Origin of the sequence: Ruminococcus sp. N15.MGS-57 (assembly GCF_000980385.1) — a bacterium.
GTDB classification, from domain to species: domain Bacteria; phylum Bacillota; class Clostridia; order Oscillospirales; family Ruminococcaceae; genus Hominimerdicola; species Hominimerdicola aceti.
The window spans coordinates 1-26,707 of record NZ_LARF01000012.1 but is presented as its reverse complement, the minus strand read 5'-3'; the positions used below and the strand labels follow the sequence as shown (position 1 = coordinate 26,707).

25 protein-coding genes and 2 tRNA genes are annotated in these 26,707 nt (G+C 41.6%); 23 read left to right on the top strand and 4 right to left on the bottom strand.

All coding sequences use genetic code 11. The annotated features are described in order from the left end of the window. The first annotated feature begins 23 nt into the window (after window positions 1-23). The 7 genes from WS40_RS03675 (at window position 24) to WS40_RS03645 (ending at window position 5,472) form a co-directional block, all read left to right on the top strand. Complete coding sequence (locus WS40_RS03675) at window positions 24-560, top strand: RNA polymerase sigma factor (RefSeq protein WP_022288371.1); 537 nt, start codon at window positions 24-26, stop codon at window positions 558-560. Further along, window positions 553-1,224, top strand: a complete 672-nt coding sequence (locus tag WS40_RS03670) for a DUF4367 domain-containing protein (RefSeq protein ID WP_046440291.1) — start codon at window positions 553-555, stop codon at window positions 1,222-1,224. Before WS40_RS03675 ends, WS40_RS03670 begins: the two co-directional genes overlap by 8 nt. Before the next feature lie 87 nt (window positions 1,225-1,311). Next, the gene (locus tag WS40_RS03665) at window positions 1,312-1,734 is read left to right on the top strand and encodes a hypothetical protein (protein ID WP_022288373.1); all 423 of its coding nucleotides are present in this window, start codon (window positions 1,312-1,314) and stop codon (window positions 1,732-1,734) included. Between the two features lie 109 nt (window positions 1,735-1,843). Then, window positions 1,844-2,290, top strand: coding sequence for a hypothetical protein (locus tag WS40_RS03660; RefSeq protein ID WP_022288374.1), 447 nt, complete (start codon window positions 1,844-1,846; stop codon window positions 2,288-2,290). Between the two features lie 102 nt (window positions 2,291-2,392). Further along, the gene (locus tag WS40_RS03655; protein ID WP_325208396.1) at window positions 2,393-3,517 is read left to right on the top strand and encodes an ABC transporter permease; all 1,125 of its coding nucleotides are present in this window, start codon (window positions 2,393-2,395) and stop codon (window positions 3,515-3,517) included. 1 nt (window position 3,518) lies between these two features. Next, complete coding sequence (locus WS40_RS03650) at window positions 3,519-4,796, top strand: hypothetical protein (RefSeq protein WP_046440286.1); 1,278 nt, start codon at window positions 3,519-3,521, stop codon at window positions 4,794-4,796. 13 nt (window positions 4,797-4,809) lie between these two features. Beyond that, window positions 4,810-5,472 (top strand): ABC transporter ATP-binding protein, encoded by a 663-nt coding sequence (locus WS40_RS03645; protein WP_022288376.1) that lies wholly within the window; start codon window positions 4,810-4,812, stop codon window positions 5,470-5,472. Between the two features lie 216 nt (window positions 5,473-5,688). On the opposite strand, the gene WS40_RS03640 is transcribed toward WS40_RS03645, so the two are convergent. After that, window positions 5,689-5,943, bottom strand: coding sequence for a hypothetical protein (locus WS40_RS03640; protein WP_046440284.1), 255 nt, complete (start codon window positions 5,941-5,943; stop codon window positions 5,689-5,691). 321 nt (window positions 5,944-6,264) lie between these two features. Here WS40_RS03640 and WS40_RS11380 point away from each other — a divergent pair, with 321 nt between their 5' ends. Both WS40_RS11380 and WS40_RS03635 read left to right on the top strand, forming a co-directional pair. Then, window positions 6,265-6,432, top strand: a complete 168-nt coding sequence (locus tag WS40_RS11380; protein WP_171028901.1) for a hypothetical protein — start codon at window positions 6,265-6,267, stop codon at window positions 6,430-6,432. A gap of 457 nt (window positions 6,433-6,889) precedes the next feature. After that, a complete protein-coding gene (locus tag WS40_RS03635; protein ID WP_046440282.1) occupies window positions 6,890-7,867 on the top strand; it encodes a reverse transcriptase family protein in 978 nt (325 codons plus the stop codon). An 80-nt stretch (window positions 7,868-7,947) separates the two neighbouring features. Here the strand turns inward: WS40_RS03635 and WS40_RS03630 are convergent. Both WS40_RS03630 and WS40_RS03625 read right to left on the bottom strand, forming a co-directional pair. Beyond that, window positions 7,948-8,022: transfer RNA gene (locus WS40_RS03630), tRNA-Glu, on the bottom strand. Window positions 8,023-8,043: 21 nt separating this feature from the next. After that, window positions 8,044-8,120, bottom strand: a tRNA-Met gene (locus WS40_RS03625). 300 nt (window positions 8,121-8,420) lie between these two features. Between WS40_RS03625 and ppk1 the strand changes: the two genes are divergently transcribed. The 4 genes from ppk1 to proS all read left to right on the top strand — a co-directional run bounded on the left by ppk1 (window position 8,421) and on the right by proS (window position 13,347). Further along, complete coding sequence (ppk1, locus tag WS40_RS03620; RefSeq protein ID WP_046440280.1) at window positions 8,421-10,481, top strand: polyphosphate kinase 1; 2,061 nt, start codon at window positions 8,421-8,423, stop codon at window positions 10,479-10,481. Continuing rightward, entirely contained in the window at window positions 10,478-11,392 is a 915-nt protein-coding gene (locus WS40_RS03615) for a magnesium transporter CorA family protein (RefSeq protein WP_046440278.1), read from the top strand. The genes ppk1 and WS40_RS03615 overlap by 4 nt, the downstream gene beginning before the upstream one ends. A gap of 154 nt (window positions 11,393-11,546) precedes the next feature. Beyond that, window positions 11,547-11,879, top strand: coding sequence for a hypothetical protein (locus WS40_RS03610; RefSeq protein ID WP_243128179.1), 333 nt, complete (start codon window positions 11,547-11,549; stop codon window positions 11,877-11,879). Between the two features lie 25 nt (window positions 11,880-11,904). Further along, window positions 11,905-13,347 (top strand): proline--tRNA ligase, encoded by a 1,443-nt coding sequence (gene proS, locus WS40_RS03605; RefSeq protein WP_038670602.1) that lies wholly within the window; start codon window positions 11,905-11,907, stop codon window positions 13,345-13,347. A 76-nt stretch (window positions 13,348-13,423) separates the two neighbouring features. Here the strand turns inward: proS and WS40_RS03600 are convergent, their stop codons facing one another. Continuing rightward, the gene (locus tag WS40_RS03600; protein WP_325208395.1) at window positions 13,424-14,449 is read right to left on the bottom strand and encodes a CPBP family intramembrane glutamic endopeptidase; all 1,026 of its coding nucleotides are present in this window, start codon (window positions 14,447-14,449) and stop codon (window positions 13,424-13,426) included. A 252-nt stretch (window positions 14,450-14,701) separates the two neighbouring features. On the opposite strand from WS40_RS03600, the gene htpG reads away from it, so the two are divergent. The 10 genes from htpG (at window position 14,702) to WS40_RS03550 (ending at window position 26,630) form a co-directional block, all read left to right on the top strand. Further along, complete coding sequence (gene htpG, locus WS40_RS03595; protein WP_046440276.1) at window positions 14,702-16,591, top strand: molecular chaperone HtpG; 1,890 nt, start codon at window positions 14,702-14,704, stop codon at window positions 16,589-16,591. Window positions 16,592-16,925: 334 nt separating this feature from the next. Continuing rightward, window positions 16,926-17,762, top strand: coding sequence for a PRD domain-containing protein (locus WS40_RS03590; protein ID WP_046440274.1), 837 nt, complete (start codon window positions 16,926-16,928; stop codon window positions 17,760-17,762). Window positions 17,763-17,870: 108 nt separating this feature from the next. After that, window positions 17,871-20,024 (top strand): PTS transporter subunit IIABC, encoded by a 2,154-nt coding sequence (locus tag WS40_RS03585; RefSeq protein WP_046440273.1) that lies wholly within the window; start codon window positions 17,871-17,873, stop codon window positions 20,022-20,024. Between the two features lie 19 nt (window positions 20,025-20,043). Next, window positions 20,044-20,301 (top strand): HPr family phosphocarrier protein, encoded by a 258-nt coding sequence (locus WS40_RS03580; protein ID WP_022286557.1) that lies wholly within the window; start codon window positions 20,044-20,046, stop codon window positions 20,299-20,301. A 133-nt stretch (window positions 20,302-20,434) separates the two neighbouring features. Next, the gene (gene ptsP / locus WS40_RS03575) at window positions 20,435-22,069 is read left to right on the top strand and encodes a phosphoenolpyruvate--protein phosphotransferase (protein WP_046440271.1); all 1,635 of its coding nucleotides are present in this window, start codon (window positions 20,435-20,437) and stop codon (window positions 22,067-22,069) included. Window positions 22,070-22,289: 220 nt separating this feature from the next. Then, window positions 22,290-22,850: an RNA polymerase sigma factor gene (locus WS40_RS03570; protein ID WP_046440269.1), complete on the top strand. Its 561-nt coding sequence runs from the start codon at window positions 22,290-22,292 to the stop codon at window positions 22,848-22,850. Further along, window positions 22,843-23,646: a hypothetical protein gene (locus WS40_RS03565; protein ID WP_046440267.1), complete on the top strand. Its 804-nt coding sequence runs from the start codon at window positions 22,843-22,845 to the stop codon at window positions 23,644-23,646. The genes WS40_RS03570 and WS40_RS03565 overlap by 8 nt, the downstream gene beginning before the upstream one ends. Window positions 23,647-23,697: 51 nt before the next feature. Then, the gene (locus tag WS40_RS03560) at window positions 23,698-25,320 is read left to right on the top strand and encodes a vWA domain-containing protein (protein WP_046440266.1); all 1,623 of its coding nucleotides are present in this window, start codon (window positions 23,698-23,700) and stop codon (window positions 25,318-25,320) included. 153 nt (window positions 25,321-25,473) lie between these two features. Continuing rightward, window positions 25,474-25,929: a LytTR family DNA-binding domain-containing protein gene (locus WS40_RS03555; RefSeq protein WP_038670617.1), complete on the top strand. Its 456-nt coding sequence runs from the start codon at window positions 25,474-25,476 to the stop codon at window positions 25,927-25,929. Beyond that, on the top strand, window positions 25,926-26,630 hold the full coding sequence (locus WS40_RS03550) for a LiaF transmembrane domain-containing protein (RefSeq protein WP_046440264.1): 705 nt from the start codon (window positions 25,926-25,928) through the stop codon (window positions 26,628-26,630). Before WS40_RS03555 ends, WS40_RS03550 begins: the two co-directional genes overlap by 4 nt. Window positions 26,631-26,707 lie beyond the last annotated feature (77 nt).

The following is a 26,707-nucleotide window of genomic DNA, read 5'->3' as shown; positions in this document are numbered from 1 at the left end:
ATAAGTAACTCAGGGGGAATCAAATGTTAGCTGTATGTATGACCTTGATAGACAACGATAAGGATCAGACGTCTTTTGAAGATTTTTATTACAGAAATCGTCAGATAGCCTATGCTTTTGCATACAAGATCTTGAATAATTCTGCGCTGGCAGAAGAGGCTTGTGCAAATGCTTTTTTCAGCATCGCAAAATGTTTTAAAAAAATTCACAATTATTCTTTGCACGATATGGACGCATATCTTATTAGAACTATTAGAAACGCCTGTTATGCGATCTACAATAAGGAAAATCAAAATCCAACATCGTCTATATTTGATCTTAAGGTGGAAGATGAGCCGAGTGAGGATTTTTATGATGATATTGACTTAGATCTGCTTATAGATGCGGTAAGAAAGCTGGATGATAAACTAAAGTCTGTGATAGCATATAAGGTTTATTATGATCTGACCGCTGATGAGATCGCACAGATCATGGGCATTTCTAAGAGAACGGTATTTAATTATCTGAACAAAGCCAAAAGACAAATTTTAGATTTGATCGGTGGTGATCGTTTTGAATGATAAGTTAAGACGGGCAATAAAAACAGGCATAATTGATGAAGACTATAAGGATTATTTGGCTGTTGAGAAAATTTCACATGATTTTTCGGAAAAATATGAGCAGAGAATTGGCGAGCTGATAAAAACTAACAGAAAAAGCGGTCACAGACATATAAAGATCACTCTAAGATTTGCTGCGGCGATAATAGCTGCAGTGCTTGCAGTCGGCTCTGTGACAGTCGCCGCCGTACCGCCGCTGCGTGAATGGTTTGTTGGAGTTTTTGTACAGGATAATAATAGAAACGCTGAAATAACGCATATAAAAGATAATTCTTTGGACGATTTTAGCATTTATAATTTTGTTAAGTATGTACCGACATTCGTACCTAGCGAATTTGAAATCAAATCTGTTGTCACTACCGATACAAGGCATGAAATACATTATATATCAGGCGATAAATACATAAACTATTCGCAAAGTTCTTTGACAGTGTCTAATCAGGTAGATACCGAAAATATGAAGACTGAATGGGTAGATATTAATGGCAAAAAAGCATTCATTTCATATGACAGTGAATATACAATAATTGCATGGACAGATGGAACTTATGCTTTTGAAATAGACGGTAATTTGTGCAAAGATGACATAATTCGTATGGCAAATTCAGTTGAGTCTACAAATTAAAAATATTTTTGATAATTATTGTCAAAAACAGCGTGCTTTCATGTTTTAATTTATGTGGAAGGTTTTTATGGGAAAGGAGGTGATCTTATGTTAAAAAAATTTATTTCTACACTTGTTCTTATATGTGTGATGACTTGCTGCTTTAGTTTTAATGTTTTTGCTGAAACAACAGTTGATGATGAAATAGCATTAATGAATTTATATACGAACAAAATCAGCACAAACATCACACGTTCCAGTTCTAAGAAAATTTCATATGATTGTTCCGTTACAGGAAAATCAACGGCAACAAAGATAACAGTTTATCTTTATCTTCAGGAAAATGTGAATGGTTCATGGAGAAATGTTCACGTTTTAAGAAAAGAGGTCAACGGGAAATACTTGACAGCAACTGATTCCTACTCTAGTGCGATCTCAGGTCATAAATATCGTACGGAATTACAGGTGTATACCTACAGTGGAAGTAAGTCAGAATACTTAGAACTTCATAGTACTGTGTTGAATTTTTGATGAAATTCAAGTGAGCATGAAGATATTCTAAGTTAAGCACAGGTCATAAAATTATTAGTTGTATAATTAAAAATTCGTGATTTATTGCGAAACGAGAAAGGAAATAAGTATGATTATTAAGAAAATTGTTACGGGAATTGTTGCATTGGCTATTGTAAGCACTATGGCTGTTACTACTGCATTAGCAACTACGTCAGCAACCAAAGAGGTATATGGTCAGTCATATGCTTATTCAGGAAAGCTTGGAAATAATAGTTATGTGAGCTGGAATATTAAGGGCGATTCTTCAACTGCAATGACTACTGCGGGAAAAACAGAAAGTAAGTTTCAACGTTACATAAAGGTATCGGTTGAATGCAGAAATACAGCAAATAATGCTGTTATATCAAATCAGACAAATGAGATAACAACAAAAAATGCCGGAACAGGTATTGGAATTAAAAGAAACAAGAATAATTCATATGTTTATTATATCCATCGTGTAAAAGTTAAAACCGATAAGGATAATCAGTATACTATAGACGATGTTTATTATCGTATAAATCAAAATAAGTAATATTAAGGGGACTAAATGAAATACGTTTTTATTAACCTGAAAAATTTTGCCGTAAAGAATGTACTTATCTTTATTCTATTTATTGTTTGCGCCGTTACTGATGTGCTTATAATATTGTTTTCACATGGTGCATTTCAGAATTTTAAAGCAAGCAAGGATATTGAAAAGCAAAAGAAGTATGTATTTAACTATACTTTTTCATTTGGCGATATAATAGATACTCAGGAAGACAGTGATGGCAGGATCTTGTCTTATTTTGGAACAGATTCTATAACTCCTGTTCAGCTTCGGGAGGTGCTTGACAAGCTTGATGATAATTCTAAAGCGTCAATACCGGGTATGTATTTTAGTATAAATTTTGATCAGAACGAGCTTAAAATTGATGAGTGTTTTGACGACGGTCAACCGTATCTTATGTCTGCGGTGCGCATTCAATATGATGAGGAGCTGAATGATTATAGTTTATACGAATCGTATGTCGACAATATGAGTATACGCAAAGGCAGATATTTTACTAAGGAAGAATATGCTTCAGACGAAAATTTGGTCGTGCTGCCTAGCGGCGCAAAAGACGATATGATTGGCAAGAATGTTGAACTGCTTGGCAAAAGCTATAAGGTCATAGGCATATTCGGTAATACTGTACAAGAGGAATTTCAGGTGCCATTTAAAACGTTGGGTGATAACTGCACTATTTCAAGCATAAGTTTTCTTGATGACAATGCTCTCGATACAGAAAGCTTTTTTAAGCTGAAAAAAGCTTTCAGCGAAGTTCTAACGTGTAATGTTAATTTTCCTCCGATAGACACGATCGATATGGCTGAAATAAAATTCTACAATTCCGTTATATTTATGTCCGTAGCCGTTGCGATAGCTTCTGCAATAAACCTTGCAATGCTTTTCAGATACATAATAAGATCCCGTGCTAAACAGACTGCTATATTCATGCTGTGTGGCTGCACGTCAAATAAAATAAGACGGATGTATATAGCCGAGATAGGTATGATATCAGTGACGATATATGTGATATTTGCATTGGTATTCAATTATGCGCTGCTTCCTAAGCTTACTTTGTTTTTTGAGTATATCAAGGTCGCATATAATTTCAGGGTATATATGACCATATTTGGAATATATATTATTTCTATTTATTTGTTCCTTAACATTGTGATATTGTTTACAAATAAAAGATCCCCTGTGAAAATGATGAAAGAGAGGGGAAAATAATATGATAAAATATGGTTTAAAAGAATTTGCAAGAAATATCTACAGCAATATTTTTATCGCTGTTCAGCTCGCCATTGCATTTATTATAATGACGGCGGCTGTTTCTTCTGTTCTTTCAAGAATAGAGATGTATACTCCTGTAAAGAAATACTTTCCTGATGGCAAGGGACTATATATATGTAATATATATGATACTGCTCCTCTTGACAGTGAGCTTAAAAATATTGATGATGTGGAGTCGGTGACAAGCGGATATGATACAAGCTTGTATTATTCTCCGTCATCAAAAGATCTATCTAATGGACTTGGTGACGATAGAATGAGCGTTAATGCTTTATCTGAAGATATGATAAAGTCATTTACGCCGCAGATGAGTTCGGGAAAATGGCTGTCTAATGCGTCGGCTAACGGAGATTTGATACCTGCTGTTGTGACTGAAAACAGCAACTACAAAACGGGTGACATAGTTACCATTATGCACAAAGAGAAAGTAGGGGAGATGTCCCCTGATGATGAGGATTTTGACTATGCTGATCCTTATAAGTATGAGTATGTTAAGAACAAGGTGGAAATTGTCGGTGTCATAGCTGACGGCTCACAGTTGCTGGGATTTTCATCTGCATATTTAGGCACTGAGGATAGTATAAAAGAAAAGCCTGATTTCAGAGATCTTTATGCTAATGTCAATAAGCATGGCAATATGATGCTGATAGTTCCGACAGATTGCCTTAAAGATATAAACTGTAAAATATATCCTTGCGGCAATCAAATAGTAACGTTAAAGGATAATGTAAGCAATGAGCGTTTTAAGGAGCTTGAATTATATCTGAGGGATTATGGCAGGGTTTTTGACTTTGAGGATTTCAGAGAAAATTCGCTTGTCTATATTAATGGTCAGCTTATCAAGCTTGTTCCAATGCTTATATGCGTGATAGTTCTTGTTATTGTAAGCTCAGTTTCGGCTTCGGCAGTGAACATAAAAAAGAGACTTGGAGATTATGGTATCTATTATCTCTGCGGAGCAAAGTGGAACACATATATCAAGATAGATCTTGTGTGTGATCTTATGACCGCAGTTATGGCAGCCGCCATTGCAGTGTGTATTTCAAATGTTCTTACTATGAGCAAATTTATGGGAAATACAGTGATAAGTTTTGGTTGGCTGCACTTGATCGGCTGTGTATGTATCGTTATCTTGAACATTCTGATCTCACTTTTGATACCGGGCGTTATAATGAGACGAAATACACCAAATGAGATCTTGATGATAAATGAATAAGAGAGGCATTATAATGATAAAGCTTGATAAAATAATAAAGATATATAATCCAAAGAAAGCCAATGAATATGAGGCTTTGCATGGGGTATCATGCGAGATATCAGACGGTGAAATGGTAGCGATAATTGGAAAATCAGGCGCAGGAAAATCCACACTTTTGCATATCCTTGCCTGCATAGACAGCTATCAGAGTGGTGAGTACACAATTGACGGCACTTTGGTAAAAAATTTATCGGAGGGGCAGTATGCACAGATAAGAAATGAAAAGATAGGCATTGTAATGCAGGACTTTGCACTTGTTGAGGATTTTTCTGCCCTTGAAAACGTATTGATCCCATTGGATTTTGCAAAGAAAAAGATAAAGAATAAAAAAGAAAAAGCTCTTGAAGCATTAAAAGCTGTTGGTATGGGGGATCTTTCTAAGAAGCCTTGCAACAAGCTTTCGGGAGGACAGAAGCAGCGTGTTGCTATAGCCAGAGCAATTGTCAACGAGCCTGCCATGATACTTGCGGACGAGCCTACAGGAGCGCTGGACACAAAGACCTCGGCCGAGATAATGGAGCTTTTCAAACGCCTTAACAAAGAGGGAAAAACAGTCGTTATCGTTACTCACGATCCAAAAGTCGCAGAACAATGCAGTCGTGTTATCGAAGTGTCTGACGGTAAGATCATATAGAAAAAATCCAATTCCCGCACATCAAATGCAAAAATCACATTTTGATATCGGCTGTTTAGCGTGATATTTTGTGGGTGTGACATATCCTAATAACATAATTCGAGCTTTTTTTATCTTTCTTTTCTTTATATCTGTTTAATAAGAGTAAAATTGTCAGAATAAAAAAATTGACCGCACCCGTGAAAGGTGCGGTCATTAGTATTTTGTGGCGGAGCGTTAGTTTTGGTTTGGTCTGTATGTTTTTGCCATGCGTGAGAAGTGTGAAAGGAGCTTGCTGTCAATGAACTTGCTCACTGCTGTGACGGCAGGTCTTGCGCCTGATTTCACGTTGTAGGTGTCGGCTGTTATCTTATCTACTGCCTTTGCAAGCTCGTCTGCACTGAACAGGCTGTCTATATTCAGCTCAGGGCGAAGCCTTTTGATGACTTTTATTTCGCTCGCAAGCCGTTTTTCAACTATCTTTCTGTACACCGATCTTGATATCTCGCTGAAAGTGTATTTCTGTGAGAAGCGGTTGATAAGCTCGACGTCAAAATAGTTGGAAAGGTCGCTTATGAGTTGTGTTTCCTACTTGCTGAATTGTAGCACATAAGCACATGGCGTGTCAACAACAAGGGCAAGCACACTTTTTAAGCCCATTACACGACACTTATTTGACTTTATAAGCCAAAAACGCTTAGCCCTCAAATCTGCATTAATAATTCTTACGATACTTACGCAACAAATTCGGGTTTGTAGATGGGTTTATGCGGGTTAGACTTGAAGATGTATGCGAAAAAAGGTATCTCTAATTTGAAACTATCTGAGGCTGTTGATAAGAATGGTGCATACGATGTATATGGTGCATCAGGTTTAATTGGAAAGATTGATTTTTTTCACCAAGGTGAACCATATGTTGCAATTGTAAAAGATGGTGTTGGAATAGGTAGAACAATGTTGTTGAAAAAAACTTCTCTGTAATTGGAACTTCTAAATTTGCGAATACACTCCTTTTTTGATGTTTTTTTGTGTATTCATACAAAATATTGGCGTTTGGCGCAAAATGTCAGGATAACCCATTGACGTGTCGTGCATAAATTGGTAAAATGATATCAGTGTGTTTGTATACAGCCATTTTTTTAGTTGTACTCTGCGAGATGCACCAATTGTTGTGCATTTCGCGTGATATAATTATCTCATAAAATAAACAAGGTGCTTTTATCATGAGTACATAACATGGTTTAATAAAATATGACAAGCGTCAGCAGCGATATTGCAAAACGCATAACTACAGCGAGTCGCTGTGGAAGTTTCAGGGAATAGTAGCTTTATCAAAAGCTTTTTCACCGAATCGGATTTAATTCCATTAAATAAAATTCGGCTCCAAAGCATTTGAATCTTGTGCTGACGCTTGTTATTATTTTTTTGAGGTGACAAAATGAATGATATTGATAATGATATCATAAGGATCTCAGAGGAGCTTGATGTTCCTTTAAAAAAGCTTTATATGCTTAGCAACAACCGAATACGCTATCATAAACGAAATCAGAAAAAGTGTTATTCAAATTACCGCAAGGTGATAATACATCGTGGCAGAGGGCATAAAAACAGGGTGTTAAAAGTGCCGAACGAATATCTCAAGCTCGTTCAAAGAAGGATACTTGAAAGGTATCTTTACACGCTGTCTGTATCTGAGTATGCCACTGCATATTGCAAAAACTCTTCGCTTTTGAAAAATGCAGAGCCGCATATTGGTCAACAGAGAGTGCTTAAACTCGATGTTTCAGGCTTTTTTGACAGCATTGATTTTGGCAAGGTCTATGGGGTCATGTGCGAGCTTGGATTTTCTAAGCCTGCTACAACGCTGCTGACAAATATATGCACTCACAACAGCATGCTGCCACAGGGTGCGCCAACATCTCCGCAGTTATCGAATTTGGTGATGAAAAGATTTGATGAGAGGATAGGCAAGTGGTGTGGAGAGCGTGGCATAAATTACACAAGATACTGTGATGATATGACATTTTCAGGTAGAAAAGCTGAGCTTAACGCCAAAGAGATAACGCAACTTGTGAGCAGGGCGTTGCGGAAAATGGGGTTTAAGCTAAACATGAAAAAAACGACGCTTATCGGCTCATCGCAACGTCAGCAGGTAACGGGGATAGTAGTCAACGAAAAGGCGCAGATCTCGTCGAAACAGCGTCGGGAGATACGTCAGGAAATATATTACTGTGAGAAATACGGAGTTTCCCAAAGCCTGTTTTTCAAAGGTGCTGACATTACGTCTGAGAAGTACATAAATTCGCTACTGGGCAGGATATCCTTTGCATTGCAGATAGACCCTGCGGACGTGAAAATGCATGAGTATTTCAAGGTGGCGAAAAAACTCAAGAGTGAGGTGTGCGGGGAAAAGTAGGGCAGAACATGGAAGGTATGAAACTTCAGATAACAAAAGCTCGGAAACAGCGCAAAGTGCTATCTCCGAGCTTTAAACTTTGGTGACCCGTACGGGAATTGAACCCATGATTCCGCCGTGAAAGGGCGGCGTCTTAACCTCTTGACCAACGGGCCGATTTTTCGCTATGAGAAATGTGGTAGCGGTAACTGGATTTGAACCGGTGACACCCTGGGTATGAACCAAGTGCTCTAGCCAACTGAGCTATACCGCCATATGCGTTTCTCATAGCGACTTGATTATTATACACTATTTATGCCCCGTTGTCAACCTTTTTTGCGTGAAAAGTTTGGACTTTTTTGATTTTTGCCTTTTTGCACAGTATTATGCTTTCACTAAAAAGCAAATGCGTCATTTTGCATAATTTTTGTGCGCAGCTACAATATAGGAAGTGTAAAATAAGAATATTTTACATGAATTTTGCTTAAAACTCTTTAACAATTTGTCGTTTTGTGATATAATATATTAAATAAGTATATGTGTTTTGATATCATAATAAAAGGAGTATGGCACAATGAAAAATGTGTTTATGAATAGAGAGCTGTCATGGCTGAAATTTAATGAAAGAGTCCTTGAGGAGGCTGAGCGTGAGTGCGTGCCACTCTGTGAAAGACTTTCTTTTGCTTCTATCTATCAGAGCAATCTGGACGAGTTCTTTATGGTCCGTGTAGGCTCGCTTACTGACCAGATGGAGGTCGATCCAGACAGTAGGGAAAATAAAACAAATATGACCGCTAAGGAACAGCTCAAAGCCGTTATCGCTAGAGTGGGCGAGCTTAACGAGCGTAAAAATAAGATATACGCTGACCTTATGAAGAAAATAGCCGAGCAGGGCGTTGCTCTTGTTGATTTTTCCAAGCTTACAGCGGAGGAAAATTCTCAGTTGGAGCAGTATTTTCTCAATCAGATAGCTCCGCTCCTGTCGCCTATGGTGGTGGGAAAAAGACAGCCTTTCCCTTTCCTTAAAAATAAGGATATCTATGCCGCAGTTGTCCTTGAAAGCAAAAATTCCAAGGAGAAGCTGGGTGTTATCTCCTGCGGAAGTGAGGTCTTTCCAAGACTTATAAAGGTCGGTTCAACAGGCAAGTATATGCTCTCTGAGGAGCTTATCCTCCACTATGTACCTAAAATTTTCAAGGGCTACACCGTCAAGTCAAAGTCGCTTATAAGAGTTACAAGAAATGCTGATATCGACGCTGATGCACTTTACGACGAAGATCTTGATTACCGTGAGTTCATGGCTGACCTTATCAAGAAAAGAAAGCGTCTTGCACCTGTCAGACTGGAGCTTTCAAGACAGCTTGATAACAATATCGTTGACCTGCTCTGCAAACAGCTTGAAGTGAATAAAAAATCTGTTTTCAGAAACAGCACTCCTCTTGATCTGTCATTTCTGTTCCAGATACAGGATATACTCAGACAGAAAACCGAGCTTTTCTATAAAAAGAGAGTTCCGCAGAGGTTTACTGCCTTTGACGATAACAAGCCGATCCTGCCGCAGATAAAAAAGAAAGACAGACTGCTTTCTTATCCTTTTGAGAGCATAAAGCCTTTTATCAATATGCTCCGTGAGGCGGCTGACGATAAAAATGTTGTGTCTATAAAAATGACATTGTATCGTGTGGCAAAGCACAGTGAGGTGGTCGAAGCCCTTTGTGAAGCCGCAGAGAACGGCAAGGACGTTCTTGTATTGGTAGAGCTTAAGGCGAGATTTGATGAGGAAAATAATATCGAGTGGTCACGCCGACTCGAAAAGGCTGGCTGTACTGTTATCTATGGTCTGGAGGGCTATAAGGTACATTCAAAGCTTTGTCTTATCACAAAGCGTTCAGGCACAAAGACCGAGTATTATACTCAGATAGGCACTGGAAACTACAACGAGAAAACTTCAAGACTTTATACCGACCTGTCTGTTATGACCTGCAATAAGGACATCGCAAAGGACGCTATAGATGTGTTCAATGCTCTTGCTTCTGACGATACTGTAAAGAGCGTTGACAAGCTTCTTGTTGCACCGAATTGTCTGCAAAACAAGGTGCTTGATATGATAGACGAGCAGATAGCCATAGCACAATCAGGGGGAGAGGGCTATATTGGCGTGAAGATAAATTCTCTCACTGATAAGAAGATAATCGACAGATTTATCGAAGCTTCAAAAGCAGGCGTTAAGATAGACCTTGTGGTAAGAGGCATATGCTGTCTTATCCCAGGCGTTGAGGGCGAAACCGACAACATCAGGATAATAAGCATTGTAGGACGTTTTCTTGAACATTCCCGTATCTATATGTTTGGCAAGGGCGAGGAAAGAAAGATATATATTGCTTCCGCAGACTTTATGACAAGAAATACCCTCAGACGTGTTGAGGTCGCTACACCTATTCTTGACGAGGATATCAAGTCTCAGATAAGCATGATGTTCGACAAAATGCTTGCAGATAATTGTCAGGCAAGAGAGCTTGATTCTGACGGGGAATATACCCTTGTTTCAGACGGCAAAGAGCCGCTCAATTCTCAGGAATTTTTCTATGACCTTGCCTATGAAAGAGCTTCAAAGGCGGAGGTCGAGGATAAATGACCATATTTGCCCTGAAGGGTTCACTTGAAGAAATAACACCGGCACAGCTAAGCGAGCAAACTTGCTCGGCTGTGTTTATTACCGACTCTGCTCACGCAGAGGAAACCCTCAGAACGGCGAACATAACCTACGAGGGCGTGATATCCCTGCGTGACGTTGTGTTCTGTAAGATAGAATCACAGCCTTTCTGTCTGGCAGGCACGCTTTCTATCCCCAAGCTTCTTGACATAAGGGGAAGCCGACACAGGATACAGTTTTTTATCGACAACAAAAACATGGTGATAATAGACGATGAGGAGTTCTCGCTCAGGTTAGTCCAACGCATACAGAGAAGCAGGCATAATCAGGGAGAGAGCAGGGAGCATTTTATCTACAATTTTTTCAGCGAATTTATGCTCCGTGACACCGAGCTTCTTGCGGAACATGAGCAAAAGCTTATGGAGCTTGAGGAAAACGTAAACGATGGCAAGACGGACGATTTTCTTGAAACCATAACGCCTATCAGAAAAGAGCTTCTTATTTTGAGAAGCTACTATGATGAAATAATGGATCTGGGCAGAGAGCTTGAAGAGGACGAGAACGGCTTCTTTGAGAAAAAGCAGAAAAAATATTTCGGCACTATCTCAGACCGTGCCGACAGGCTCATGGGCAGAACTGTACATCTTCTTGAATATGCAACGCAGGTGCGAGACGCTTATCAGTCCCATGTCAATGCTCAGCAGAACAAGAATATGGAGTTTCTTACGGTCATATCCACTATATTTTTCCCTCTGACCCTTATCACGGGCTGGTATGGCATGAACTTTCAGAATATGCCCGAACTTAAAGAGGGGTATCCGGGTGTTATAGCCCTTAGTATAATAGTAGTGATAGTGTGTATAATCTTTTTCAAACGAAAGAAAATGCTTTAAGGCGGACTTTGTTCCGCCTTTTTTTGTGCTAAAGGTCAGAAATGGCGGTAAATTCATATTTCACCTCTTGAATTTGGATAATAATTGTGCTATAATAACTTTATGTTTGCGAAAAGAGGTGACTTGTCTGAATAAAGAATTACTGCTATTGCTGTTGAAGCTGGCAGCAGGCTGTGTCGTAATAATGACCTTTATCGTCATTGCCTGCCTTATCACTCCAAAAATAGCACGATTTATTGAAAAACGTCACCCTGAGCTTGCCGAAAAGGACGATCCCGAAAGGGTGGACGGTGAGAATACAGGGAATGATCCTGAGAACTATAAGGTACAGGGCATATTTGATAAGTCCCACATTGACGGCTGGGATCCCAATTATAAGATATATAACGAGGATATCTATGCTCTTAATTTTAAAAAGAAAAAGAAGAATGTCAGCAGTGAAGCTGTTAAAAAAGATGACGGCAACAAGAATAATGACAATGCCTGAATGATATAAGAAAGAGGTTTTATAAATGGCTAAGGATAAGAAAATGGTTGATGCGATAACCTCCATGGACGAGGATTTCGCAAAGTGGTATACTGATATATGTATGAAGGCTGAGCTTGTTTCATACACAAGCGTAAAGGGCTGTATGGTAATAAGACCTTACGGCTACGCAATATGGGAGAATATCCAACATATACTTGACACAAAGTTCAAGGAGCTTGGTCATGAAAATGTTTGCATGCCTATGTTTATCCCTGAGAGCCTGCTTCAGAAGGAGAAAGACCACGTTGAGGGCTTTGCTCCTGAGGTAGCTTGGGTAACATACGGCGGAAGTGAAAAGCTTGAAGACAGACTTTGCGTAAGACCAACGTCTGAAACGCTTTTCTGCGAGCATTATGCTAATATAGTTCATTCCTACAGAGATCTTCCTAAGCTTTACAATCAGTGGGTATCTGTTGTACGTTGGGAAAAAACAACAAGACCATTTCTTCGTTCAAGAGAGTTCCTGTGGCAGGAGGGTCATACTATCCACGAGACACCTGAGGAGGCTATCGAGGAGACAGAGAGAATGCTCAACGTATACGCTGATTTCTGCGAGCAGCAGCTTGCTATGCCGGTCGTAAAGGGCAGAAAGACAGAGAGCGACAAGTTCGCAGGTGCAGAAGCAACATACGCTATCGAGGCTCTTATGCACGACGGCAAGGCTTTGCAGGCAGGCACTTCGCATTACTTTGGCGATGGCTTTGCAAAGGCTTTCGATATCACTTATACTGGAAGAGATAATAAGCTTGCACACCCATTCCAGACATCATGGGGCGTTACGACAAGGCTTATCGGTGCAGTTATAATGACACACGGCGACGATAACGGACTTGTTCTGCCACCTGCTGTTGCACCTGTTCAGGTAGTTATCGTACCTATAGCACAGCACAAAGAGGGCGTTCTTGACAAGGCTAACGAGCTTTACAACACACTTAAAAATGCAGGCATAAGAGTTAAGCTTGACGATTCAGAGCAGTCACCTGGCTGGAAGTTTGCACAGTATGAGATGAAGGGCGTTCCTGTAAGACTTGAAATTGGTCCAAAGGATATTGAGAACGATCAGTGTGTGCTTGTTACAAGACACAACAGAGAAAAGGTATTCTGCAAGCTTGGTGAGCTTGTTGAAACAGTAAATGAAAGACTTCAGGCTGTTCATGATGGCCTTTATGCGAAGGCACTTGAAAACAGAGAAAGACGTACCTATGTTTGCAAGACACTTGACGAGATAACAAAGGCTCTTGAGGAAAAGGGCGACGGCTTTGTTAAGGCAATGTGGTGCGGCGATGAGGCTTGCGAGGATAAGGTAAAAGAACTCACAGGAGTAGGTTCAAGATGTATCCCGTTCGAGCAGGAAGAGATAGCAGATACCTGCGTATGCTGTGGAAAGCCTGCAAAGCATATGGTGCTTTGGGGCAAGGCTTATTAATAGGCTTTTTGGATAAAAAAATATCGGGTGGCTGTCAATTTGTTATTGGCAGTCACCCGTTTTTTGTTTGTGATTTTTAGCTGTTTGCTTGGACAAGACTCTTTATTATCGGTATGATAAGGCAGAGCATATATACTATAGTGGCAGGGTTTGTAAAGACATATCTGCGGCACTCTTTTGGTGTAAGCACGTTTTCGCTGTCATCAATGAGAAGCTTTTTAAGGCTTGTGAAAAGCACCATAAAGCCCACCAGACCTATGACTATCTCAGCAACGCTCATGAAGGTCTCATAGTGTTCAAGCCCTATTGCATCAGATATGGACGAGAAGTTTGCAAGCAGATTGTTTAGACAGTGTATTATAACTGTTGGCAGTATCGAGCCGCACTTTGCGGCGATAATAGCGTAAACAAGTCCTGTGCCGAATGCCGAAGCCGCCTGAGGGATATTTCCGTGCATAAGTCCGAATGCAAGTGCCGAGAAAAGCACCGCCGCACCCCTTCCGTATGGGCTTAGAGCCGTGAGGATCGCTCCACGGTAGATAAATTCCTCCACGATAGGGGCTATTATCACAACGTATGAGAACTGCACTATTACTGCAAGGGCAGAGGGCTGATGAATGGAAAAATCGCTTGTGGGAACTGTCACTCCGTTTTGACCAAGTATACCCGTGAGGATAGATATGAGCTGTGACAGCAGAATGTTTATCACAAAGCAGGCTGAAAACCATTTTAACCCTTTTACTGCCGTGTCTTTTTTCGGCTTTATGAAGCTTGATTCTCGTTTTCGGAAAAGTATAGCAAAAACTATCCCAAAAACAAGCACGCTCATAAGAGTGATAAACAAATTTGCCGTCATGGAAAAAGTAGTTGAGCTTATAAAAGCGGTCTGCTTTTTCAGATAGCTGAGAACTGCCGAGTAGCTAAGAGTGATTTTTCCTGAGTGGTAAGTGTATGCAACGTAAAAGAATAACACTGCGAATATCCTGTTTAGCAGGTTGTATAAAATGAGCAGAAGTGAAATTTTCACGCAATCTATAGTAAGAAGTTTCTTTTCCTGCTGTTTTTCAGGGGTCAGCAGAGAAACAGACTTTTTGGTAGTCAAATATTATTCCTCCCTTGTTCGGTCTTATCTATATATTATAACACACAACATGGTGCTTTTGCAAATGGTATTTTGTCAGGTATGTGATGAAATGTTATGAAAATGTAAATAAATAAGAGAAATTTTGTGATAACTATTGCATTTTATCAACCTTGTTGTATAATATAATTAGCACTCAAATAGATAGAGTGCTAATTATATGGAACAGTATTCAAAGAAAGTAAAATATTATTAAGGAAAGGTCGAGATTTTATGCAGACAAAAGAATTTAAGGCAGAATCCAAAAGACTGCTTGATATGATGATCAATTCGATCTACACTCATAAGGAGATTTTTCTCAGAGAGATAATCTCCAATGCAAGCGACGCTATTGATAAGCTGTATTTCAAGTCCTTGACAGACACTTCTGTGGGAATGAAAAAGAGCGACTTCGCTATCAATATCGCTATCGACAAGGAAAACAGAACGCTTACAGTTTCTGATAACGGCATCGGTATGACCGAGGAGGATCTTGAAAACAACCTTGGTACTATCGCAAACTCAGGCTCGTTCGCTTTCAAGAAAGACAATGACCTTGGGGACGATGTTGATATAATCGGTCAGTTCGGTGTAGGCTTCTATTCTACTTTTATGGTAGCAAAGGAAGTTACCGTTGTAACAAAGGCTTTTGGCAGCGATCAGGCTTACAAGTGGACATCTGACGGTGTTGAGGGCTACACAATAGAAGAGTGTGACAAGCCTGACGGCGTCGGCACAACTATCACACTGAAACTCAAGGACGATACTGATGACGAGAAGTATTCAACATATCTTGATCAGTATCAGATACAGTCACTTGTAAAGAAATATTCTGACTACATCAGATTCCCTATCAGAATGGAAGTCGAGCATACTCATTATAATGAGGATGGTAAAGAGCCAGAGGTACACAAGGCTATCGAAACTCTTAACAGCATGACCCCTATCTGGAAGAAGAACAAGAGCGAGCTAAAGGATGAGGATTACAACAACTTCTATATGGAGAAGTTCGGTGACTATGAGCCGCCTGTTGCACATATCCATTCAAAGAACGAGGGCGTTGCAACATATGACGCACTGCTTTATATACCTGCTCGTGCGCCTTTTGACTATTACTCAAAGGACTATGAAAAGGGACTCCAGCTTTATTCAAGCGGTGTAATGATAATGGAAAAGTGTGCAGACCTGCTTCCTGACTGGTTCAGCTTTGTAAAGGGCGTTGTTGACTCTGAGGATCTCTCACTGAACATCTCCCGTGAGCTTTTACAGCAGGACAGACAGCTCAAGATAATCGCAAAGAACCTTGAAAAGTCCATAAAGAACGAGCTTGCAAAGCTTCTGAAAAACGACCGTGAGAAGTATGAGAAGTTCTACAGCGTATTCGGGCTTCAGTTTAAGTTTGGCATTTATCAGTCATACGGCGCTGCAAACGAAACTCTGAAAGATCTCCTTATGTTCCCGTCCTCATTTGACGGCAAGAACGTTACACTCAAAGAGTATGTTTCAAGAATGAAAGAAGATCAGAAAGAGATCTATTATGCCTGCGGCGAAACAAAGGAAAGGATCGAAATGCTCCCTCAGCTTGAAAAGATCAAGGATAAGGGCTATGAAGTTCTTTACTTTACACAGGACGTTGACGAGTTCGCTATCAAGGTGATGATAAACTATGACGGCAAGCCTTTCAAGTCCATAAGCGACGCTGATCTCGACCTTGACACAGAGGAAGAAAAGGAAGAGGCTAAAAAGCTTGACGAAGAGAACAAGGATATGTTCGCTTTCATGCAGGAAGCTATCGCTGACAAGGTAAAGACAGTTCGTCTTTCAAAGAAGCTTAAAACTCACCCTGTTTGTCTTTCATCAGACGGCAGTATAACTATCGAAATGGAGAAAGTCCTCAACGCTATGCCTCAGAATGACGGCAACAAGGTAAAGGCTGAAAAGGCACTGGAGATAAATCCAAACCACCCTATCTTTGAGAAGCTGAAAGACCTCTATGCTAACGATAAGGACAAGCTGAAAGACTATGCAAAGCTTCTTTACGATCAGGCTTTGCTTATCGAGGGTATGTCTATCGACAACCCTGTTGAGTTTGCAAACCTTGTTTGCGAGCTTATGACAAAGTAATAAAGCTATACAGATACTCTCTTAACATACCGAAAGCCGTGGGAACAGCAGTGTTTCCACGGCTTTTTTATGCTTTTCAGGCTGATAATTGTAGGTTTTATACAAAACAAAATGAGTTTATTTGTTAAAAAAACAGATTCGGAAAACAAATTTTATGTATGCTGTTGACAAATAAATATGGGTGTGTTAATATAATTATAGTGAAATTGATACATAACATCTTTTATTGGAGTGTTACCTTTCATTTATAGACTGGGCATGACCAACTTTGTACGGACATATTGTGTGAGTTCGTATTAAGGTTGGTTTTTTTATTTTATAGGGGGGATTTTTAATGAAAATAATCAAGGTGATAAATAATAACACCGTAAGCGTCATAGACGATAAAGGAAAAGAGCAGATAATCTCAGGCAAGGGGATAGGCTTTGGAAAAAAATACGGCGACGAGCCTGATAAGGATAAAATACAGAAAATGTATCTTGTCACAGACTCAGAGCTTAGAAAAAGACTTATCGAGTGCCTGACCGAGATACCATATGAGCATATAAAGCTTACGGCAGATCTTGTGGACTATATTTCTTCACATATCGACGGACAGCTAAACGAGTCGCTTATAATAACACTTTCAGACCACATCTCATTTGCCATTGAAAGAAAAAAGCAGGGACTTGAATTTGATAATCCTCTCATGGACGCCATAAGCGACTGTTTCCCGAAGGAGCTTGCTCTTGGAAGATATTGCGTGGCGGAGATATATCAGCGTTTGGGCGTTGAGCTGAGGGGTGATGAAGCGGGCTTTATCGCAATGCACATCATAAACGCAAGGCTCGGCACAAAAATGGAACAGATACAGGATATCACTAAAATGGTGAACAGCTGTGCTGAGATAGCAGACGCTTGCCTGGCAGGGAAGATAAACAAGAACTCTGTTGCATATGAAAGATTTCTTGTGCATTTAAAATATCTTGCGAAAAGACTCTTCAAATCTCAGGAGCTTCCTAATGTTCTCAGCAGGGACGAGGAGTTCACTGATATCATAAAAAAGAAATTCAAAAAGCAGTATAAATGCGCAAAGCATATGCAGGATCATATTTTGAAGAATTATGCTAAAACTATATCGGAAGATGAAATGATAACTCTTTCGATTCATCTGAAGAAAATAAGTGGATAGGCATTATTGCCACAGCTTATATATAATGTATTCGCTGCGGTATTATCATTAACGGTACCATAATGATAATTCAGCTGAGATAAATTGATCATGGAGGATATTATTATTATGAAGGATAAAATTTTCGGCGTATTGCAGCGTGTGGGACGCTCCTTCATGCTCCCTATCGCACTGCTGCCGGTGGCGGGTCTGCTTCTTGGAATAGGCAGCTCCTTTACAAACGCCACAACTATCGAAACCTATCATCTTGGCAAATTCATCTATGAGGGCGGTGTGCTTTACACTATACTCGACATAATGAGCAAAACGGGAAGCGCCGTTTTCGATAACCTTGCGCTTCTGTTTGCAATGGGCGTTGCTATCGGAATGGCAAAGAAGGAAAAAGAAGTCGCAGCCCTTTCGGGTGCTATCGCCTATATCGTAATGAACACCACTATCAGCGCACTTATCACCGCAAAGGGCGGCGTTGAGGCAATGGCAGAAAACTCCACAACGTCAGTGCTTGGTATCACCACGCTGCAAATGGGCGTTTTCGGCGGTATCCTTGTAGGACTTGGCGTTGCGGCACTGCACAACAAGTTCTATAAAACAGAACTTCCGCAGGTGCTCTCATTCTTCGGCGGAACAAGATTTGTTCCTATCGTTTCAACTGTCACATACCTTATCGTTGGTATCATAATGTTCTATCTGTGGCCTATAGTACAGCTTGGTATATCAAAGCTTGGCGTGCTCGTTCTCAACTCAGGCTATGCAGGCACATGGATATACGGAATACTTGAACGTGCTCTTATCCCATTCGGACTTCATCACGTTTTCTATATGCCTTTCTGGCAGACAGAGCTTGGCGGCTCGATGATGATAGACGGCAACATGGTAGCAGGCGCACAGAACATATTCTTTGCAGAGCTTGCTTCAAAGTCAACAGAAGTTTTCTCAGTATCGGCAACAAGATTTATGGCAGGAAAATTCCCGTTCATGATATTTGGTCTTCCTGCTGCAGCATTTGCAATGTACAAAACTGCTCGTCCTGAAAAGAAAAAGGTAGTAGGAAGCTTGCTTCTGTCAGCGGCTCTTACTTCAATGATTACAGGTATAACAGAGCCTTTGGAGTTCACATTCCTGTTTGTTGCACCTCTTATGTATGCTGTTCATTGCGTATTGGCAGGACTTTCCTATATGCTTATGCACATTCTTAACGTTGGCGTTGGAATGACGTTCTCAGGCGGTCTTATAGACATGACCCTCTTCGGAATTTTGCAGGGCAACGCAAAGACCCACTGGATATGGATAGTTGTTGTTGGACTTATCTATGCAGTTGTTTACTACTTTGTGTTCTACTTTATGATAACAAAGATGAATCTTAAAACACCTGGCAGAGAGCCTGATGACGTTGAACCTAAGCTTTATCGCAGAAGCGACGTGAACGAGGCTAAGGCGGCAAAGGTAAAGAGCACAGACAAGAGAGCTTCAGACGTTGTAAGCGCAATGATACTCAAAGGTCTTGGGGGTAAAGATAACCTTTCAGACGTTGACTGCTGTGCAACAAGACTTAGAGTTACAGTAAATGACGCCTCAAAGGTCATGGACGATATGCTCAAAGCCAGCGGTGCTTCAGGCGTTATCCACAAGGGCAACGGCGTTCAGGTCATTTACGGACCAAAGGTCTCAGTTATAAAATCAGATCTTGAGGATTTTATCGACTCGCCATACAGCGATGACCCTGACAGCATTATCGGCACTGAGAAAGCTTCTGATAAAATAGAAGAAAAACCGCAGACCGAGGGTGCAGAAAACACAGAAACTAACGGCAAGACAATAACGCTTTACTCCCACATGAACGGCACTGCCGTTAAGCTTGAGGACGTTGAGGACGAGGTGTTCTCACAAAAGATACTGGGCGAGGGCGCAGCCGTTGAGCCGTCAGAGGGCAAGCTTTACGCTCCATGCGACGGAAAGATAGACAGCGTTTTTGACACAAAGCATGCCGTAAATATGGTATCGGACGATGGAGTGGAGATACTTCTCCATATCGGTATCGACACCGTAAAGCTTGGCGGACAGTATTTTGAAGCCCATGTCAGCGACGGTCAGGAAGTTAAGAAAGGCGACCTGCTCATAAGCTTTGATATGGATAAGATAAAAGCCGCAGGCTATAAGGTGACAACACCTATCATAATTGGCAACACGGACGATTATGCGTCTGTTGAACCTGCTGCCGAAAACAGCATATCGGCAGGGGATATAATTTTGAAGATCAAATAATTATTTGGAGGTATTCATCATGAAAACATTTAGCTACACAATCACAGACGAAGTTGGTATCCACGCAAGACCGGCTGGACTTCTTGCAAAGAAAGCAAAGGAGTTCGAGAGCGTTTGCACTATCGAAAAGGGCGGAAAGAGCGTGAACATCACAAAGCTTATGGCTCTTATGGGTCTGGGCGTTAAGCAGGGCGATACTGTTACTGTTACCTGCGAGGGTGCAGACGAGGACAAGGCTTCCGAAGCACTCAAGGCATTTTTTGAGGAAACACTTTAATTATTATCTGTCAGCTGGGCGGTTAAAGCCGTCCAGCCGGCGGGACGTTTCTGCGGTGTGTTCGCAGGAGCGTCCCATCGGCTGGAAACAGCGTGAAGAATAATAAGATCTATGAGAAAAGGGGCGGATATTTATGACTAAGTATACAGGAAAAGGCGTTTACGGTGCGGTAGCAATGGGTAAGATCTCAGTATTCAAAAAGCAGGATACCGCTATAAAACGTATTCACACAGAAGACAGCGAGGGAGAAAAGAAGCGAGTTGCCAGAGCTAAGCAGGCAGCCACAGAACAGCTCCAGAGCATTTATGACAAGGCACTCAGGGAGGTGGGCGAAACAAACGCTCAGATCTTTGAGATACACATGATGATGCTTGAAGATGATGATTATAACGAGTCTATAGAGAATATCATCGACAGCCAGAAGGTCAACGCAGAATATGCAGTGGCAGTGACGGCAGACAACTTTGCGGAGATGTTTGCTTCTATGGACGATCCTTATATGCAGGCAAGAGCCGCAGATGTAAAGGATATTTCCAACAGGATCATCGCAAACCTCACGGGCAATGTCAGCGACGGCTCAGCAGGTGACGACAAGATGATAGTTTGTGCCGATGATCTTGCACCAAGCGAAACTATATCTCTTGATAAAGACAAGGTGCTTGCCTTCGTTACTGCACATGGCTCGTCAAATTCACATACAGCTATCCTTGCAAGAAATATGAACATACCTGCGGTAATAGGCGTAGGAAGCAAATTCCTATCAGAAATAAAGGACGGCGACTTTGCTATTGTTGACGGTTTTACAGGGGAGATATTCGTTGACCCTGATGAAAAGACCACCGCTGAGCTTACCGCAAAGCAGAAAGCAGACGAGGAGAAAAAGCGTCTTTTGCAGACCCTCAAAGGCAAGGAGAATGTCACAAAGGACGGTAAAAAGATAAACATTTATGCAAATATCGGAAGCGTTGACAACATCGGTGCTGTGCTTCTCAATGACGCAGGAGGAATAGGTCTTTTCAGAAGCGAGTTTCTCTATCTTGAAAACTCAGATTTCCCTACAGAGGAACAGCAGTTTCATGCTTATAAGCGTGTTCTTGAGAGCATGGCAGGGAAAAAGGTCATCATAAGAACGCTCGATATCGGTGCTGACAAGCAGGTGGATTATTTTGGCCTGAAAAAAGAGGAAAACCCAGCTTTGGGATACAGAGCAATAAGAATTTGTCTTACAAGACCTGAGATATTCAAAACTCAGCTCAGAGCGCTTTTCAGAGCTTCCGTATACGGCAATCTGGGCATAATGTTCCCTATGATAACAAGCGTTTCAGAGGTAGAAAAAGCCCTTGCTATGTGTGGTGAAGTCAAGGCTGAGCTTAAAGAACAGGGTATAACAGTTTCTGACAGCGTTGAGCTTGGCATCATGATAGAGACCCCTGCTGCGGCTATCATAAGCGATAAGCTTGCAAAGCTTGTGGACTTTTTCAGTGTTGGCACTAATGACCTCACTCAGTATACCCTTGCTTGCGACAGACAGAACCCTGATATAGAGCAGTTCTGCGACACTCACCATGAGGCTATACTTAGACTTATTGAAATGTCTGCAGAGAATGCCCACAAGAACGGCGCATGGATAGGTATATGCGGTGAGCTTGCGGCTGACACTACTCTCACAGAAACCTTCCTGAGAATGGGCATTGACGAGCTTTCAGTTTCTCCGACCTTTGTTCTCAAAGTCAGGGACGCTGTAAGAAATATTGACCTCTCCAAATAATTTCTCATAGATCTTCACACGAAGAACACACCCTCGTTCATATGGACGGAGGTGTGTTCTTTTATTTGACAGGAGCACTTTAATGTGCTAAAATATCTTATCGGCACAATTGTGTTTGTACATAAGTTTGTTATCAATGCACAAAAAATAAAAATAAAATTTGTATACTATTTTGCCATAAAATCTCCCGTGCAGAATCGTATATAAGTTATCGAGGGGTGTGAAAGACTTGACCGACACTGAGTTCGATTTCAGGGTGGAGCTGATCCTGAAAAATGACAAAAACGGGCTTAGGGAGATCTATCAATGCTACGGCAAGGTGATATATAACATCATGCTTGACATTGTGAAAAGTCCTCAGGACGCTGAGGACCTCACATCAGATTTTTTCCTAAAGCTATGGGACACCGCAGGTCAGTACCGAAAGGGAACGGGGCATAAGCGATATCTGACTGTAATGGCGAAAAATCTCGCTCTTGACTTTATCAGAAAAAGGCGGCACGAAACGCCGACCCTTGACGATGATGAAGCAGGGCACAAAGAACAGCAGGACAGTATGCGGGTAGACGACGATGTGATCGGAAAGCTCACCTTCGAGGAGGCTTTGAAGCTGCTTTCAGAGGGCGAAAGGGATATCCTGAACATGAGGCTTGGAATGGATATGACATTTCGTGAGATAAGTCGGGCAGTGGGGAAGCCGCTGGGTACTGTCACATGGAAATACCGTCAGGCTGTTTTCAAACTAAAAAAGACCATAAAGGAGGACAGTATCTATGGCTAAGAACATAAAATTTCTTTACAAAAAGCATATTTCTGATACTGCCCCTGACATGGAAAAGCTCTGGGACAGGATAGAGGGACAGCTTGAAAACAAAACGGACAAAGATCAGACACAGATAAAAGTAAGCCGCAGAAATTACAGAAAATTTGCAGCGGCAGCAGCCTCGCTCGTGCTTATTATCGGCGGCGTAAGCCTTTACGCCGATATCCGCTCAGAGTCGGACAGTGTTTCAAAGCATAGCGTAGAAACGGCTGACAAGGCTAGGCTTGAAAACAGAGAAGAAAAGACATACGAACAGCTCAGTTTCAGCCACACAGACACAAAGGCTTATGAGGACAGCTACATTCCAAAGGGCGATGATTATTTCACAGAGGACAGCGTTCTGGAAGATACAGACTTCTTTGCAGATGTGACAGTGCTTTCAGCAAGGCTCGACAGCGACAGCGCACATTACACCCTGAGAATAAACAGCCTTGTATCAAAGACAGGAGAAGAAAGCGAAACAAATATCACCATTGAAAGCTCTACCCCTTATATCATGCAGGAAAACAGAGAATATTTCATACCACTGAGGAAAGAAAACGGCACCTATTCTATTGCTTTTGAAAATGCACCTCAGATAGAAATTTCTCTTGACGGGAATATCGTTTTTCAAAACGGCTGGAAAAGTCTTGACGATGATTCGGGTATTCTTAAGGACTCGCAGAAAAGCAAGAACGATTATTTCTATGACCGAATGAGATATTCCTCGAAAAACGATCTGCAAGACCTGCTTGCTAAGTGGAGGACTATGTAGCTAACAACGCAAGGGCATATCGCCCACGCTATTTTACGGGAGATGACAGCTATGAAAAAGACAACTTCAAACAGCATAAAAAGAAACTTGACCACAGCTCTGTCGCTTGTTATGACGGCGACAATGCTTGCTTCATGCGGAAGCGGTTATGACGGCTCGGAGAGCAGAAAGAGCGGCAGCTATAACAATGAAAGAACAACTGCGGAAAACTACAGATACAACAATGTTACAGCCGGAGATACTGACGGCACAGCGAACATAGGAGGCGGTTACAATACCGAGGAATATAACCATCTGACCGAAAACGGCTATAAGCTTGTTTCAGACGAACCGCTTTCCACCTTTTCCACAGACGTTGACACGGCTTCCTACACAAACGTGAGAAGAATGATAAACGACGGCTGGGAGGTCGACACTGACGCTGTGAGAACAGAGGAGTTCATAAACTATTTCAAGTATGACTATGAAAAGCCTACGGAGGGTGCGGTGTCTATAAATACCGAGCTTTCAGATTGTCCTTGGAACAGTGAAGCAAAGCTTATGCTGGTGGGGCTTCAGGCAAGGGAAGCAAAGGTCAAGGACGTTCCTACAAACCTTGTTTTCCTCATAGACGTGAGCGGCTCAATGGAGGACGAGGATAAGCTTCCTCTTGTTCAGCAGGCTTTCTCAATGCTTGCTGAAAACCTTGGGGCTGATGACAGAGTTTCTATCGTCACTTATGCAGGCAGCGACAGCGTTGTTCTTGAGGGCGAAAGTGGCGACAACAGCGAGGAGATAGTTTCAGCACTTAACAGCCTGTCAGCAGGCGGCTCGACAGCAGGTGCGGCAGGAATTACCACAGCTTACAAGCTTGCAGAGGAGTATTTCATAGAGGGCGGCAACAACAGAGTTATCCTTGCAACTGACGGCGATCTGAACGTTGGTCTGTCAAGTGAAGAAGAGCTTACCGACCTTATATCACAAAAGCGTGACTCAGGGGTATATCTCTCAGTGCTTGGCTTCGGCTCAGGAAACTATAAGGATAACAGGCTTGAAGCCCTTGCTGATAACGGCAACGGAAACTATGCTTATATCGACAGCGTTGACGAAGCAAAAAGAGTGCTTGTAACAGAAATGAGCGGAACTCTTTTTACTGTCGCAAAGGACGCAAAGGTGCAGATAGAGTTTAATCCCGAAAATGTTTCAGCATACAGGCTGGTGGGCTATGAAAACAGACTTCTCAATGATGAGGACTTTGAGGACGATACAAAGGACGCAGGCGATATCGGCTCGGGTCAGCAGGTCACGGTTTTGTATGAGATAGTGCCAAATAACGGCAATGAAAAGTCGCTGAAATATCAGGATAACGAGAGCAAGGCTGAAACCAACGAGCTCAGCGGAGAAATGCTCACAGTTTCAGTGAGGTATAAAGACCCGGAGGCGAGCGAAAGCAAGCTTATAGACAAGTCTGTTATGTGTTCTGACTATACAGAGGCTGTGTCACAGAATTTTGCAAAGGCTTGCTCTGCGGCAGAGTTTGCAATGGTGCTTAGAAACAGCGACTATGCAAGCGGTCTTACCGCTCAGGGCGTTGTGGATTATATGGAACAAAACAATGTTGACAACAGCGAGCTTTTTGAACTCATATACAAATATATGCAAAACGGCACAGGCAGCGAGGCAAGCTACTGGTAAAAAACTAAATCGAGGGGTGCTGCATGGTCAGCACCCCTTTGGGCCATAAAATTTACCTCTTGCATAGAAATCTGTACCTGTCAGCCAAAAGGGGTTTACATGAAAAGAAAAATAGATTATAATAAGGCTGTCAGATAAAACGGGGGTGAAAGCGTGAAGGTCAGGATAGAGATAGACGAGAATATGTCTGAAGACGAGATAGTCATAAGGTGCGCCCAGCCCGATGAACGTGTGCTTAAAATGAAAAGGGCGGCGGAGTCCGCTGAGGGCGATCCTGAGATAGCTTTTTTCAAAGACGCAGTTCAGTTCTATCCTCCCCTTGATTCCATACTGTTTTTTGAAACAGGGGAACATAATCTTAACGCTCATACCTCTGACGACGTTTTTCAGGTCAAAATGAAGCTTTTCGAGCTTGAAGAGATACTTCCACGAAAGTTCGTGCGGGTGTCAAAATCCGCTATCGTGAATGTAAAGCACATCTATTCCGTTGAGCGAAACATAACCTCTGCAAGCCTTATAAGCTTTGCAGGCACTCACAAACAGCTTTACGCCTCACGAAGCTATTACAAGCTTTTGAAGCTCAGACTTGGAGAAAGGAGATTTCTATGAAAAACAAAAATCTTATATGGGGCTTGTTCTTTATCCTTGCAGGCGTTGCGCTTATCCTTGACCGCACAGGTCTGCTTGGAAGTGTAAGCGTGTGGAGCGTTGTGATCTCACTGCTCCTCGTTCCTGTTATCGTAACGAGCGTCAGACACCTTAACTGCTGGGGAATATTCTTCCCTATGGCTATCATGGCGATACTCTTTGACGAAACTCTCGGTATCGAGAAGTTCACCCCATGGCCTGTTCTGGGTGCGGCACTGCTTCTCAGCGTGGGATTTTCATTTATTTTCCCTTACCGCTACAGGTTTACACAAAGCAAGTGGACCACCCACACTACCGATAATCCTGCATGGGATAAATCCTCAGACAACGGGGAATATGTGCGTATCGACGCAAAATTTTCAGGCTGCACAAAGTATATAACCTCAAAGGTGTTGAAAAGAGTCGACATAAGCTGCCGTTACAGCGGTATGGAGGTGTACTTTGATTCTGCCGATATGGCAGGAAACGAAGTCGAGCTGAATGTTGATGTGCTTTGCGGCGGAGTGGAGCTTTATATCCCGAAGAACTGGGGCATAAAGGTGGAAGCCGACTGCGTTCTTGGCGGAATAGACCAGCCTAACGGAGCTTATGATGAAAAAGAAAAGATCCTTATCATAAAGGGCAGAGCAAAGATCGCAGGAATAGATATAACATATGTTTAGTCTTATGTGAAAGAACAAAAGTAAAAGGGGCTGTAAAAAAAGTCCCCAAGAAAAAAGGCTGCGATCTTGCCAAAAAG

Excerpts from the sequence above, each read along its gene's own strand:
- WS40_RS03675 (WP_022288371.1), top strand. The coding sequence starts at position 24 with ATGTTAGCTGTATGTATGACCTTGATAGACAACGATAAGGATCAGACG.
- WS40_RS03665 (WP_022288373.1), top strand. The coding sequence starts at position 1,312 with ATGTTAAAAAAATTTATTTCTACACTTGTTCTTATATGTGTGATGACT.
- WS40_RS03660 (WP_022288374.1), top strand. The coding sequence starts at position 1,844 with ATGATTATTAAGAAAATTGTTACGGGAATTGTTGCATTGGCTATTGTA.
- WS40_RS03650 (WP_046440286.1), top strand. The coding sequence starts at position 3,519 with ATGATAAAATATGGTTTAAAAGAATTTGCAAGAAATATCTACAGCAAT.
- WS40_RS03645 (WP_022288376.1), top strand. The coding sequence starts at position 4,810 with ATGATAAAGCTTGATAAAATAATAAAGATATATAATCCAAAGAAAGCC.
- WS40_RS03635 (WP_046440282.1), top strand. The coding sequence starts at position 6,890 with ATGAATGATATTGATAATGATATCATAAGGATCTCAGAGGAGCTTGAT.
- ppk1 (WP_046440280.1), top strand. The coding sequence starts at position 8,421 with ATGAAAAATGTGTTTATGAATAGAGAGCTGTCATGGCTGAAATTTAAT.
- WS40_RS03615 (WP_046440278.1), top strand. The coding sequence starts at position 10,478 with ATGACCATATTTGCCCTGAAGGGTTCACTTGAAGAAATAACACCGGCA.
- proS (WP_038670602.1), top strand. The coding sequence starts at position 11,905 with ATGGCTAAGGATAAGAAAATGGTTGATGCGATAACCTCCATGGACGAG.
- htpG (WP_046440276.1), top strand. The coding sequence starts at position 14,702 with ATGCAGACAAAAGAATTTAAGGCAGAATCCAAAAGACTGCTTGATATG.
- WS40_RS03590 (WP_046440274.1), top strand. The coding sequence starts at position 16,926 with ATGAAAATAATCAAGGTGATAAATAATAACACCGTAAGCGTCATAGAC.
- WS40_RS03585 (WP_046440273.1), top strand. The coding sequence starts at position 17,871 with ATGAAGGATAAAATTTTCGGCGTATTGCAGCGTGTGGGACGCTCCTTC.
- WS40_RS03580 (WP_022286557.1), top strand. The coding sequence starts at position 20,044 with ATGAAAACATTTAGCTACACAATCACAGACGAAGTTGGTATCCACGCA.
- ptsP (WP_046440271.1), top strand. The coding sequence starts at position 20,435 with ATGACTAAGTATACAGGAAAAGGCGTTTACGGTGCGGTAGCAATGGGT.
- WS40_RS03565 (WP_046440267.1), top strand. The coding sequence starts at position 22,843 with ATGGCTAAGAACATAAAATTTCTTTACAAAAAGCATATTTCTGATACT.
- WS40_RS03560 (WP_046440266.1), top strand. The coding sequence starts at position 23,698 with ATGAAAAAGACAACTTCAAACAGCATAAAAAGAAACTTGACCACAGCT.
- WS40_RS03550 (WP_046440264.1), top strand. The coding sequence starts at position 25,926 with ATGAAAAACAAAAATCTTATATGGGGCTTGTTCTTTATCCTTGCAGGC.